Raw genomic sequence first — 11,661 nt, forward strand, 5'->3', positions numbered from 1 at the left:
AAATAGACTAATTCAAAGTCATGAATTTGTTGTTGCGTCGAGGTGACGCAGTGGACTACGGTACACCACAGCAACCTGACTCAAAAACAAGGTAGCGACTAAGGGAGGGAATATGAGGCTAACGACACTAGCACTGGCGGTTGTCGCGCTGGGCGCACACGCCGCGATCGCGGCCGAGGTCGCGCCGCAAGACGTCACCTATGACGATTACGGCGCCATCGAGGCCTCGCTCTCGGGCGCGGCGGGCGACGCGGAAAGCGGCGCCCAGATCATGATGAGCAAGTCCAAGGGCAACTGCCTTGCCTGCCACGCGGTCACCGCGTTGAACGAGGCGCCTTTCCACGGCGAAGTAGGGCCCGTGCTTGACGGAGTCGGATCGCGCTGGGAAGAGGCGGAACTGCGCGGCATCGTCGCCAATGCGAAGATGACCTATGACGGCACGGTCATGCCGGCCTTCTACAAGACCAGCGGTTACATTCGCCCCGGCTACGGTTTCACCGGCAAGGCGGGCGAAGAGCCCCTGCCGCCGCTGCTGAGCGCACAGGAAATCGAAGACGTGGTGGCTTTTCTTCTGACCCTGAAAGACGAATGACCTGCCCCCTGAAAGGAGAGCAATGATGCAATTCACGCGACGCGAAACACTGGCCCTCGGTGCCGGTGCCGCGCTTATGACCGTTCTGCCGTTCCGCGCCTTCGCGGCGGTCGAGGACATGATCAACGAGTTCACCGGCGGTGCCGACGTGGGCGAAGGCGGTCTTGAACTGACAGCGCCCGAGATCGCCGAAAACGGTAACACCGTGCCGATCGAGGTCTCCGCACCCGGTGCCAGTGCCATCGCGGTGTTTGCCGCCGGCAACCCGACCCCGCCGGTCGCCACCTTCAACTTCGGCCCGATGGCCGCCGCGCAGGAGGCTTCGACCCGGATTCGACTGGCCGGCACGCAAGACGTGATTGCCGTGGCGAAGATGGAAGACGGCAGCTTCGTCCGCGCCTCGAAGACCGTGAAGGTCACCATCGGCGGCTGCGGCGGCTAACCAGACAAAGGGAGTATTTATCATGGCAAAAGGTGTGAAACCCCGCGTCAAGGTGCCGAAAACGGCCAGCGCCGGTGAGGCGATTACGATCAAGACCCTGATCAGCCACCAGATGGAATCGGGTCAGCGCAAGGACAAGGAAGGCAACCCGATCCCGCGCTCGATCATCAACCGCTTCACCTGCGACTTCAACGGCGAGAACGTGATCGACGTGGCGATGGAGCCGGCGATTTCGACCAACCCGTATTTCCAGTTCGAAGCCACCGTACCGGAAGAGGGTGAATTCAAGTTCACCTGGTACGACGACGACGGCTCGGTCTACGAAGACGCCAAGAAAATCACCATCGGCTGAAGGCCCCGGCCTGTCCCGACTACGGGGCAGGCGCGCAATCTGACCCCGAAAAGGGGCAGGACAGCTTTGGGAGGGAAGACATGAAACTAAGGGCACTGACAGCCATTGCCGCGATGCTGGCGGTTCCGGCACTGGCCGGCGGACCGGACGACGACAACCTGCTGATCAACGGCGACGTCGAGATGATCACCAAGACCGACGCGCCCGCGCATCTGGATGGTGCGCTCGACCAGGTGATTTCGGGCTGGCACTACCGCACCGATGAAACCCAGTCGCTTGAGCTGGACGATTTCGACAACCCTGGCATGATTTTCGTCGATCAGGCGCTGGACCAGTTCGAAGTGGTCGAGGGCGACGCCGGCAAGAGCTGCGCCTCATGCCACGAGGATATCGAAGCCTTCACGGGCCTCGGTGCCAAGATGCCCAAGGTCAACGAATCCGGCAAATTGGTGGTGATGGAGGATTTGATCAACGCCTGCCGTACCGAACGTATGGAAGCCGAGCCTTGGAAATGGTCGGGCGCGGACATGCAGGGCATGGTCGCCGCGATCTATCACCAGTCGCGCGGCATGCCAGTGGATGTGGCCATCCACGGCCCGGCCCAGAGCTTCTGGGAGCAAGGCAAGGAGATGTACTATACCCGTTACGGCCAGCTTGAGCTGTCCTGCGCGTCCTGCCACGAGGACAACAACGGCAATTACATCCGCGCCGACCACCTGTCGCAGGGCCAGATCAACGGCTTCCCGACCTACCGTCTGAAGCAGGCCAAGCTGATTTCGAAGCACAACCGTTTCCGCGGCTGCATTCGCGACACTCGCGCCGAGACCTTCGCCGAGGGTTCCGACGAGTTCCGCGCGCTGGAGCTTTACGTGGCTTCGCGCGGCAACGGCCTGTCGGTCGAGACCCCGGCGGTCCGCCAGTAACCAACCAAACCCCCGCGTCGTCACCGGCGCGGGGGTTTCTGTTTTTAACTCATTCACATATGCGCATGTGAAAAGGATGAATGCCCGATGATCTCCCGCCGTGATTTCCTTCAGGTCTCGATGGCCGCTTCCGCCATGCTGGGTGCCTCCGGTTTCGGCAACTGGTCGCGCCTCGCCGCGCAGCAGGCACTGACGCAGGACCAATTGCTGGAGTTCGACACTTTCGGGAATGTCTCGCTGATCCATGTCACCGACATCCATGCGCAGATGAAGCCGATCTACTTCCGCGAGCCATCGATCAACATTGGCGTCGGCGACAACAAGGGCGCGGTGCCGCACGTCACCGGCGCGGATTTCCGCAAGCTCTACGGCATCGACGACGGCTCGCCGTCGCACTACGCCCTGTCCTCGGGCGACTTCGCCTCGCTGGCGCAGGCCTACGGACGGGTCGGCGGGCTTGACCGGGTCGCTACCGTGATCAATTCGATCCGCGCCGCCCGTCCCGACGCGCTGCTGCTCGACGGTGGCGATACCTGGCACGGCAGCTACACCTGCTATCACACGCAAGGCCAGGACATGGTCAACGTGATGAACGCGCTGAAGCCCAACGCCATGACCTTTCATTGGGAATTCACCCTGGGCTCAGACCGCGTGCATGAGATTGTCGAGGGGCTTCCCTTCGCGGCGCTTGGCCAGAACATCTTCGACGCCGAATGGGACGAACCGGCCGAGATGTTCCCGCCCTACCAGTTCTTTGAACGCGGCGGCGTCAAGATCGCCGTCATCGGCCAGGCCTTCCCCTACATGCCCATCGCCAACCCCGGCTGGATGTTCCCGGAATATGCCTTCGGCATTCGTGACGAGCACATGCAGGAGATGGTCGACGAGGTCCGCGCGCAAGGCGCCGAGTTGGTGGTCTGCCTCAGCCACAACGGGTTCGACGTCGACAAGAAGATGGCCGGCATCGTCACCGGCATCGACGTGATCCTGTCGGGCCACACCCATGACGCATTGCCCGAGCCGGTGCTGGTGGGCGATACGATCATCGTGGCCTCCGGCAGCAACGGCAAGTTCGTGAGCCGCGTGGATCTGGACGTGCAGAACGGCCGCATGATGGGCTTCCGGCACAAGCTGATCCCGATTTTCTCGGACGTCATCACCCCCGATGCCGAGGTTGCGGCGGTAATCGACGAACAACGCGCGCCTTACGAGGCCGAGCTGAAAGAGGTGATCGGCGAGACTGACACGCTGCTTTATCGTCGCGGTAACTTCAACGGCTCGTGGGACGACCTGATCTGCGATGCGCTGCTGTCGGAGCGCGACGCCGAGATTGCCCTGTCGCCCGGCGTCCGTTGGGGCCCCAGCCTGATCCCCGGACAGAAGATCACGCGCGAGGATATCTGGAACGTCACTTCGATGACCTATCCCAACGCCTATCGCACGGAAATGACAGGCGAGTTCCTCAAGGTGGTGATGGAGGACGTGGCCGACAACATCTTCAATCCCGACCCCTATTACCAGCAGGGCGGCGACATGGTGCGCGTCGGCGGCATGGGCTACCGCATCGATGTTTCCAAGCCGCAGGGCGAACGCATCAGCGACATGACCCTGCTCAGCACGGGCGAGGCCATTGACCCCGCGCGCAATTACGTCGTTGCCGGCTGGGCGTCTGTGAACGAAGGCACCGAAGGCCCGCCGATCTGGGACGTGGTCGAGGCACATATTTCCAAGTTGGGCACCGTTACGCTCGATCCCAATAACAGCGTCGAGGTCACCGGCGTCTGACAGACAACTTGGAGGAGACCCGCATGAAACGAATCGTCATCGCAGCCACCCTGGCAGCCACCCTTGCCACCACCGCCTGGGCGGAGGGGGAGACCCACCACGTCGCCTTTCACGTCGACGAAAACGACCCACAGGTGATGAACATGGCGCTGAACAACGTCGCCAACGTCACCAAGTTCTACGAAAGCCAGGGTGACACCGTCATTGTCGAGTTGGTGGCTTATGGCCCCGGCCTGAACATGCTGATCCCTGGCAAGAGCCCTGTCGAGGACCGGATCTCGGCCATGTCTCTGGAGCACGAGAACCTGAGCTTCGCGGCCTGCGGCAACACCCATCGCGCGATGAGCAAGAAGGCCGGCAAGGAAATCGAGATGATGGATGAAGCCAACATGGTGACATCGGGCGTCGTGCGGCTGATCGAGCTTCAGGAAGAGGGTTACGCCTACATCCGACCGTAACGCGCGACCGACCACCGCTCACGAAACACCGCCGTGCTGCTTTGGCAGCGCGGTTTCTGAACGCGCCAGCCATCTGGCGTTATCGTAACCCAAGGGAGAAGGGGCATTCATGTCTGACATCCTGAAATCATCCCGCCGCGCCTTCCTGCGCGGCAGTGTGGCGGCGGCGGCTGGCGCCGTCACCGCTGGTGCCGCCCGCGCCGTCACCCCCGATCCGCTGATCACCGATGTTCAGGACTGGGCCTCGGGCCTTGGCCACGGCGTCGACGAGGTGCCCTACGGCCTGCCCATTGAGTTCGAGAAGGACGTGATCCGGCGCAACGTGGAATGGCTGACCGCCGATACCATCAGTTCGATCAACTTCACCCCGATCCACGCGCTCGACGGCACCATCACGCCGCAGGGCTGTGCCTTCGAACGGCACCACTCGGGCGCGATCGAGCTGAAGAAGGAAGACTACCGCCTGATGATCAACGGGCTGGTCGACCGGCCGCTGGTATTCACCTACGCCGATCTGGAGCGCTTCCCGCGCGAGAACCATGTTTACTTCTGTGAATGCGCCGCAAACACCGGGATGGAATGGGCGGGCGCGCAGCTTAATGGTGCGCAGTTCACCCATGGCATGATCCACAACATGGAATACACCGGCGTGCCACTGCGGACCCTGCTGAAAGAGGCCGGACTGACCGCCGAGACCGAGGGCAAATGGGTCTATGTCGAGGGCGCCGATGCGTCATCCAACGGCCGGTCAATCCCGATGGAGAAAGCCTTGGACGACGTGCTCGTCGCGTTCAAGGCCAATGGCGAGGCTTTGCGTAAGGAGCACGGGTATCCCGTCCGCCTCGTCGTGCCGGGATGGGAAGGCAACCTCTGGATCAAGTGGCTGCGCCGCATCGAAGTCACCGAAGGGCCGGTGGAATCGCGCGAGGAGACCTCGAAATACACCGACACGCTGGATGACGGCACCAGCCGCAAGTGGACATGGGTGATGGACGCCAAGTCGGTCATCACCTCGCCTTCGCCGCAGATGCCCATCACTCACGGAGATGGCCCGCTGGTCATCACCGGCATGGCCTGGTCAGGGCATGGCCGGATCACCCGGGTCGATGTTTCGAAGGATGGCGGCATCACCTGGGAGACCGCGCGATTGGCGCGAGAGGGCGAGAACAAGGCACTGACGCGCTTCTACCTCGATACCGAATGGGACGGCGACGACATGCTGCTGCAATCCCGCGCCATGGACGAAACCGGCTATGTGCAGCCAACCAAGGCCCAACTGCGCGAGGTGCGCGGTGAGAATTCGATCTATCACAACAACTGCATCCAGACCTGGCATGTGAAACCCAATGGGAAGGCCGAGAATGTCGAAGTTTCCTAATGCCGCATTGGCCGCCGGCTGTATCGTCGGCTTCGCCGGGATCGCCGCAGTGTCCATCACCTTCGCCGACCGCGCCATCGTGCAGGTGCCCGAGAACAATCCGACCGTGCCTTTCGTGGTGAACATGCCGGCGAAGGTCGCGGCGGATGAACCCTCAGCCGAGGCAACGGTTTCGACATCCGGGTCCGAAACGGCCGCGGAGACGGAGCAGGCAAAGTCCGGAGCCGCCGAGGCGGAAAAGGTTCAGGTCGCGGAAGCCGCGACAGCCGCGCCGGAGACCGAAGAAGCGCCCACCGAACCGGAGACCGAGGTCGCCGCCGCACCGGAGACCGAGAATGCACCCGTCAAGGCCGCCGCGCTGCGCACCGATGCTGTAGAGGGCACCTTCGGCATCGGCCGTCCCGCACTGCCCGAGGAGGTCGCCGCCTGGGACGTCGACGTTCTGCCTGACGGCACCGGCCTGCCCGAGGGCTCTGGCGACGTCTGGACCGGCGAAGAGGTCTTTGCCGAGAAATGCGCCGCCTGTCATGGTGACTTTGCCGAAGGCGTCGGCAACTGGCCGAAACTCGCGGGCGGCTGGGACACGCTCGACCGGAAGGACCCGGTGAAGACCGTAGGCTCCTACTGGCCCTATCTCTCGACCGTCTGGGACTACGTCAACCGTTCGATGCCCTTTGGCGCGGCGCAGACGCTTACCGATGACGAGGTCTATGCCATCACGGCCTATATCCTTTATTCCAACGACATCGTGGGTGACGATTTCACCCTCACGCACGAGAACTTTCTCGAGGTCGAGATGCCCAACGCCGAGGGTTTCATCGTCGACGACCGGGCCGAGACCGAGTACCCGCAATGGCGCACCGAACCCTGCATGGAAAACTGCAAGGACAGCGTCGAGATCACCATGCGGGCGACGGTACTGGACGTGACCCCCGACGAGAGCGGTGACGCGGCCGAGATGGAAGCCGCCACCGAAGAGGTCAACGCCGAGGGCGAGGCCACCGAACTGGCCGTGGCCGGGGACTCCGCCGCCGGCGCGGCACCGGCGCCCACCGCGGACGCGACACCGGACCCGGAACTGGCCGCCGCGGGCGAGCAGGTGTTCAAGAAGTGCAAATCCTGCCACCAGTTGGGTGAGGGTGCCAAGAACCGCACCGGGCCGATGCTCAACGGGATCGTCGGGCATCCGGCAGGGGCGATTGACGGCTTCAAATATTCAAAAGCGTTGAAAGAGGCCGGCGAGAATGGTCTGATCTGGACGGAGGATGCGCTGAAAGCCTTCCTCGCCAAGCCTCGGGATTACCTCAAGGGCACCAAGATGTCCTTCTCAGGGCTGAGAAAGGACGCGGATCAGGAGGCCATCGTGGAATACCTGAAAACCTTCCCGGCGGAATGACGCCCCGGCGGTGTCTTGCCGCTCTGACCCTGGCCCTCTGCTCCGCGCAGATGGCCGGGGCCGAACTTTTGGGGGATGCCGAGCGTGGCAAGACCCTGTTCCGCGAATGCCGATCCTGCCACCAGATCGGCCCGCGCGCGCGTGACCGCGTCGGGCCGCACCTGAATGACCTGATTGGTCGCCACGCCGCCGCGCACGAGGGCTTTCGCTATTCAAAGGCGGTCCGTCAGGCCGCAGTCGACGGGTTGGTCTGGACCGAAGAGGCGCTCGATACGTTTCTGCAGAACCCCAAAGTGATGATACCCGGAACGCGGATGACTTTTGCCGGGGCGCGGAAGGCCGAGGATCGGGCCGACCTGATCGCCTATCTCGCGTCATTTACCCATGCTGTCGAACCCGAAGCCGCCCCCGCGAGCGTTGCTGCGGAAATTCTCGCGCTTGAGGGCGATCGCGAGTACGGTGAATATCTGTCGTCGGAATGCACCACCTGCCACCAGCGTGACGGTGGCGACAGCGGCATTCCGTCCATCGTGCACTGGCCGGAAGAGGACTTCGTTATCGCCCTTCACGATTACAAATCAGGGCGCAGAACCCACCCCGCCATGCAGATGATCGCCGGACGCCTGTCCGACGAGGAAATCGCGGCCTTGGCCGCTTATTTCGGGTCGCTTGAGGATTAGGGCGGCCGCACCATTTTCGGGAGGAAGACCATGTCAATTAACAGACGCACATTCATCGGTACGGCGGCGGCCACCTTGGCCGCGCCGATGGTTCAGGCCGCAGGCCACGGAATGCCGCGGGTCGTGGTGGTCGGCGGCGGTGCCGGCGGGGCAACGGCGGCGCGCTACATAGCAAATGACAGCAAGGGCGAGATCGACGTCACCCTCATCGAGCCAACGCGCACCTATTACACCTGCTTCTTTTCCAACCTCTATCTTGGCGGTTTCCGCAGTATCGAGAGCATCGCGCATTCCTACGGGACGCTGGCGTCGAACGGCGTGAATGTTGTCCACGATTGGGCCACCGGGGTCGACCGGGGCGGCAAGACTGTGACGCTGGCGGGCGGCGGCACGGTGCCTTACGACAAGCTGATCCTCAGCCCCGGCATTGACTTTGTCGAAGGGTCGGTCGCCGGCTGGGACCTTTCGGCACAGAACGCCATGCCGCATGCCTACAAGGCCGGGTCGCAGACCGAATTGCTGAAGGCGCAGATCATGGCGATGCCCGAGGGCGGCACCTATGTCATGGTCGCGCCGCCCAACCCCTATCGCTGCCCGCCCGGTCCGTACGAGAGGATCTCGATGGTGGCGCATGTGCTGAAGGAAAATAATCCAACCGCCAAGATCATCATCGCCGATCCGAAGGAGAAATTCTCGAAACAGGCGCTGTTCGAGGAGGGCTGGCAGAAGCATTACCCGGGGATGATCACCCGCATCGGCCCCGACTTCGGCGGCGAGAACATCAGCGTCGATCCCGCCGCCATGACCGTCGATATCGACGGCGAGGTGATCGAGGCCGCAGTCTGCAACGTGATTCCGGCCCAGAAGGCCGGGCGCATCGCTGACCTTGCCGGCGTGACCGAGGGCAACTGGGCCCCGGTGAACGCGATCGACATGTCGTCGAAGGCCGATCCGGATGTCTACGTTCTAGGTGACGCCAGCCAGCAGGGCGACATGCCGAAATCGGGCTTCTCGGCGAATTCGCAGGCCAAGGTCTGCGCCAACGCGGTGCGCGGTGCGCTGACCGGCTCGCGCGTGTTCCCAGCGCGGTTCTCCAACACGTGCTGGTCGCTGATCGCGACCGAAGATGGCGTCAAGGTCGGTGCCAGCTACGAGGCGACCGAGGAAAAGATCGCCTCGGTGGATACCTTCATCAGCCAGACCGAAGAGGACGCGGCGCTGCGCAAGACCACCTTCGAGGAAAGCCTTGGCTGGTACGACGCGATCACCGTGGACATGTTCGGCTGAGGCGGGTCATGCGTTATGCAGCGGTAGCCCTGGCTCTGATCGCGGTCGGAGCCGAGGCTAAGGAAGGTGCCACCGACACCGCCCGCCGGGCCAGGTCTGGCGACTTCGATGCCAAGGCCGAGATTGCCTGCGCGCAAGAGCGGGGCGAGGCACTGGGGGTCTGCCGGGCTGGGGTGGCACGCGGCAATGGCGGCAACGCCACCGTCGCCGCGACTTTCGGCAACGGGTTCACACGGCTGCTGTACTTTGTCGATGCAGAATTCGTAAGGGCCAGCGCGACCATGTCCGGGGTCGGAACCGATATCGAATGGCGGCTTGAGGAGGCCACCCATCACCTGCGCGTGGACGACCAGCGCTTCGTGATACCGGACAGTTTCCTGTTTATCGACTGACCGAAAAAGGAGCTGCGCCAAACAGGATGGCGCAGCTCTCTGTCAAATGGATCAGGGCGTGATCTTGTGGATCATGCCTTCATCCACGGCGGCATAGAGGCTGCCGTCGGGTCCGACTACAAGCGACCGGAAGCGTCCGGGTTCCATGCCCTCGGGCAAGGTCATCTCGGTCACGTCGACGACTTCGGTTTCGTCCTCGGTAAGCTGGATCACGTCGATCCGCTGGCCGATTGGCGTACCGCCGAAGCCAATGCCCATGATGCCCACGACCATGGCGTTCTGCCATTCGCCCCATTCTTCGCCGCGCAGGAAGTCGGCGGACGAGGTGCCCTGCGACCAGCCATTGTTGTTCCAGATCGGAGGCATGGCGTCGGGATAGGTGTCGAAGTCGGTCATCGGCATCCATGCCGCGCGTTCGAAGCGGTTCATGCCTTCCGCCTGGTTCGGGCTGTAGCCGCAGTAGTTGTCCGGACAATCGTCACGCCCGGCCATGTTCGGGCGCGGGTCCCATCCGGCATTTCCGCCGTTCACCAGCACCGTGATCTCGTCCGAGTGCCAGGGGCCGTGCTCTGCGGTGATCGGCGTGCCCGAGGCGTTGAACGTGATGCCCTGCACGTTGCGGTGCCCATAGGTGTAGGTCCGTTTGTCGAAACCTTCGGGCGGCGCGTTGTCGGGGGCCGCATTGCCGTCGGTGTCGATGCGGATCACTTTCGATCCCATCATCGTCGGGCTTTGCGGCACTTCGCCGTTATGGTTGTCGCCGGTGGTCAGATAGAGGAACCCGTCCGCCGAGTTGAACCGCACGCGCCCGCCGTTGTGCGCGCCGGGCCCGCCGAAGGGGTGATCTGTGGCTTCCATCTTGTAGGGCACGTCGTCGATGATGTCGGTTCGGCCCGAGACTCCGGTGAAGTCCTCGTTCACCTCGAAGCGCATCAGCCGGTTGGTATGCGGGTCGGACATGTTCGAGGTGGAATAGACGTAGATCCTGCGGTTGTCGTCAAACGCCGGATCAAAGGCCACGCCCATCATCCCGGCCTGTCCTTCGCAGAACAGGTCATCGCCGTTCGACGCATAACCCTCTGTATCGCCCACGCCGTAGAGCGCGTTGACGGTGCCGTCGGGCATGCGGACCGATAGGCCCTTGCACTTCTCGGTGAACAGCATCGTGCCGTCAGGCAGGAACGCCATGTCCCATGGGTTTTCCAAGCCTTCCAGCACGACGGAATGCGACAGACTCGAGGTGTTCTGTGCCAGTGCCGGCACGGCGTAAAGCGCCGCACCCATGGCGACAACCACCGCCAATGGTCTTGTATAGCTAAGCATTTTTAGTCCTCCCAGTGGTAAGTGAAATGCCCACCCGACCGGAGAAACTTGTTAAACCAACCTGCCTCGCCCGACGCTCTCCCCGCCGACCGTGCGCGCCTTTGGCGGCGCTATTCTTCTATTGATGTTATAAAAGCGACCACGTCGCCGATGTCTTCATCAGACAGCTTGCGGGCGCGCGGCGCCATGAGCATCGTATTGGGGCCGATCTTCTCGCCCGAGCGATACCGTTCGAGCATTTCGACCAAGTGCTCCCCGGTCTTGTCGGAGAGTCTAGGGTAGCTGGAGACCCCCTTGCCGGTGGGTCCGTGGCAGGCCCGACAGTTCTTCATATAAAGCTTTTCGCCTGCTTCGGCATCGAAGGCAGCGGCGTCGAAGGTGGCCTCTTCGTCCATGCCCTCCATGTCCGCGCCGTCGGACTGCTCCGTGGCCGCGTCTGACATGGTGGCGTCTTCGGATGCGCTGCCCTCGGCGACGGACTTCGTAACCTTGGAGCCGGCAAAAGCCCAAGCGGGCGCGACCCCGACAGCCAGTGCAAGCACGAGTGTCGTGTAAATGTTCAAGTGATTGATCCTCCCCCCAAAAGCGGCATGACTCCAATGTTTCGCGCCGTCATCAAGGATATGGTTCGACCAAGCGACAAGGCAAATACA

General features: G+C 62.7%; 13 protein-coding genes. 11 read left to right on the plus strand and 2 right to left on the minus strand.

Translation table 11 applies throughout. The features are described 5' to 3' along the window. Positions 1-112: 112 nt before the first annotated feature. The 11 genes from soxX to AC04PT_RS05840 all read left to right on the plus strand — a co-directional run bounded on the left by soxX (position 113) and on the right by AC04PT_RS05840 (position 9,685). Positions 113-592: a sulfur oxidation c-type cytochrome SoxX gene (gene soxX / locus AC04PT_RS05790; protein ID WP_482872638.1), complete on the plus strand. Its 480-nt coding sequence runs from the start codon at positions 113-115 to the stop codon at positions 590-592. 25 nt (positions 593-617) lie between these two features. Beyond that, complete coding sequence (gene soxY / locus AC04PT_RS05795) at positions 618-1,034, plus strand: thiosulfate oxidation carrier protein SoxY (protein ID WP_482872639.1); 417 nt, start codon at positions 618-620, stop codon at positions 1,032-1,034. A gap of 22 nt (positions 1,035-1,056) precedes the next feature. After that, entirely contained in the window at positions 1,057-1,386 is a 330-nt protein-coding gene (gene soxZ / locus AC04PT_RS05800; RefSeq protein WP_482872641.1) for a thiosulfate oxidation carrier complex protein SoxZ, read from the plus strand. An 80-nt stretch (positions 1,387-1,466) separates the two neighbouring features. Then, positions 1,467-2,309 (plus strand): sulfur oxidation c-type cytochrome SoxA, encoded by an 843-nt coding sequence (gene soxA / locus AC04PT_RS05805; RefSeq protein ID WP_482872642.1) that lies wholly within the window; start codon positions 1,467-1,469, stop codon positions 2,307-2,309. Between the two features lie 87 nt (positions 2,310-2,396). After that, entirely contained in the window at positions 2,397-4,094 is a 1,698-nt protein-coding gene (soxB, locus tag AC04PT_RS05810; protein ID WP_482872643.1) for a thiosulfohydrolase SoxB, read from the plus strand. A gap of 23 nt (positions 4,095-4,117) precedes the next feature. Further along, positions 4,118-4,552, plus strand: coding sequence for a DsrE family protein (locus AC04PT_RS05815; protein WP_482872644.1), 435 nt, complete (start codon positions 4,118-4,120; stop codon positions 4,550-4,552). 109 nt (positions 4,553-4,661) lie between these two features. Then, a complete protein-coding gene (soxC, locus tag AC04PT_RS05820) occupies positions 4,662-5,930 on the plus strand; it encodes a sulfite dehydrogenase (protein ID WP_482872646.1) in 1,269 nt (422 codons plus the stop codon). Between the two features lie 358 nt (positions 5,931-6,288). After that, the gene (locus tag AC04PT_RS05825) at positions 6,289-7,326 is read left to right on the plus strand and encodes a c-type cytochrome (RefSeq protein WP_482873074.1); all 1,038 of its coding nucleotides are present in this window, start codon (positions 6,289-6,291) and stop codon (positions 7,324-7,326) included. 50 nt (positions 7,327-7,376) lie between these two features. Then, positions 7,377-8,006, plus strand: coding sequence for a c-type cytochrome (locus AC04PT_RS05830; RefSeq protein WP_482872647.1), 630 nt, complete (start codon positions 7,377-7,379; stop codon positions 8,004-8,006). 30 nt (positions 8,007-8,036) lie between these two features. Then, positions 8,037-9,293, plus strand: coding sequence for an FCSD flavin-binding domain-containing protein (locus AC04PT_RS05835; RefSeq protein ID WP_482872649.1), 1,257 nt, complete (start codon positions 8,037-8,039; stop codon positions 9,291-9,293). Positions 9,294-9,301: 8 nt separating this feature from the next. Then, positions 9,302-9,685, plus strand: coding sequence for a hypothetical protein (locus AC04PT_RS05840; RefSeq protein WP_482872650.1), 384 nt, complete (start codon positions 9,302-9,304; stop codon positions 9,683-9,685). Positions 9,686-9,736: 51 nt separating this feature from the next. Here AC04PT_RS05840 and AC04PT_RS05845 read toward each other — a convergent pair whose 3' ends face one another. Both AC04PT_RS05845 and AC04PT_RS05850 read right to left on the minus strand, forming a co-directional pair. Continuing rightward, entirely contained in the window at positions 9,737-11,008 is a 1,272-nt protein-coding gene (locus AC04PT_RS05845; protein WP_482872651.1) for a PQQ-dependent sugar dehydrogenase, read from the minus strand. Between the two features lie 110 nt (positions 11,009-11,118). Then, complete coding sequence (locus AC04PT_RS05850; protein ID WP_482872652.1) at positions 11,119-11,571, minus strand: c-type cytochrome; 453 nt, start codon at positions 11,569-11,571, stop codon at positions 11,119-11,121. Positions 11,572-11,661 lie beyond the last annotated feature (90 nt).

Source organism: Litorisediminivivens sp. KMU-197, assembly GCF_056858395.1.

Bases quoted from the DNA above. Each gene is read 5' to 3' on its own strand.
- soxX (WP_482872638.1), top strand. From the start codon at position 113: ATGAGGCTAACGACACTAGCACTGGCGGTTGTCGCGCTGGGCGCACAC.
- soxY (WP_482872639.1), top strand. From the start codon at position 618: ATGCAATTCACGCGACGCGAAACACTGGCCCTCGGTGCCGGTGCCGCG.
- soxZ (WP_482872641.1), top strand. From the start codon at position 1,057: ATGGCAAAAGGTGTGAAACCCCGCGTCAAGGTGCCGAAAACGGCCAGC.
- soxA (WP_482872642.1), top strand. From the start codon at position 1,467: ATGAAACTAAGGGCACTGACAGCCATTGCCGCGATGCTGGCGGTTCCG.
- soxB (WP_482872643.1), top strand. From the start codon at position 2,397: ATGATCTCCCGCCGTGATTTCCTTCAGGTCTCGATGGCCGCTTCCGCC.
- AC04PT_RS05815 (WP_482872644.1), top strand. From the start codon at position 4,118: ATGAAACGAATCGTCATCGCAGCCACCCTGGCAGCCACCCTTGCCACC.
- soxC (WP_482872646.1), top strand. From the start codon at position 4,662: ATGTCTGACATCCTGAAATCATCCCGCCGCGCCTTCCTGCGCGGCAGT.
- AC04PT_RS05830 (WP_482872647.1), top strand. From the start codon at position 7,377: ATGGCCGGGGCCGAACTTTTGGGGGATGCCGAGCGTGGCAAGACCCTG.
- AC04PT_RS05835 (WP_482872649.1), top strand. From the start codon at position 8,037: ATGTCAATTAACAGACGCACATTCATCGGTACGGCGGCGGCCACCTTG.
- AC04PT_RS05840 (WP_482872650.1), top strand. From the start codon at position 9,302: ATGCGTTATGCAGCGGTAGCCCTGGCTCTGATCGCGGTCGGAGCCGAG.
- AC04PT_RS05845 (WP_482872651.1), bottom strand. From the start codon at position 11,008: ATGCTTAGCTATACAAGACCATTGGCGGTGGTTGTCGCCATGGGTGCG.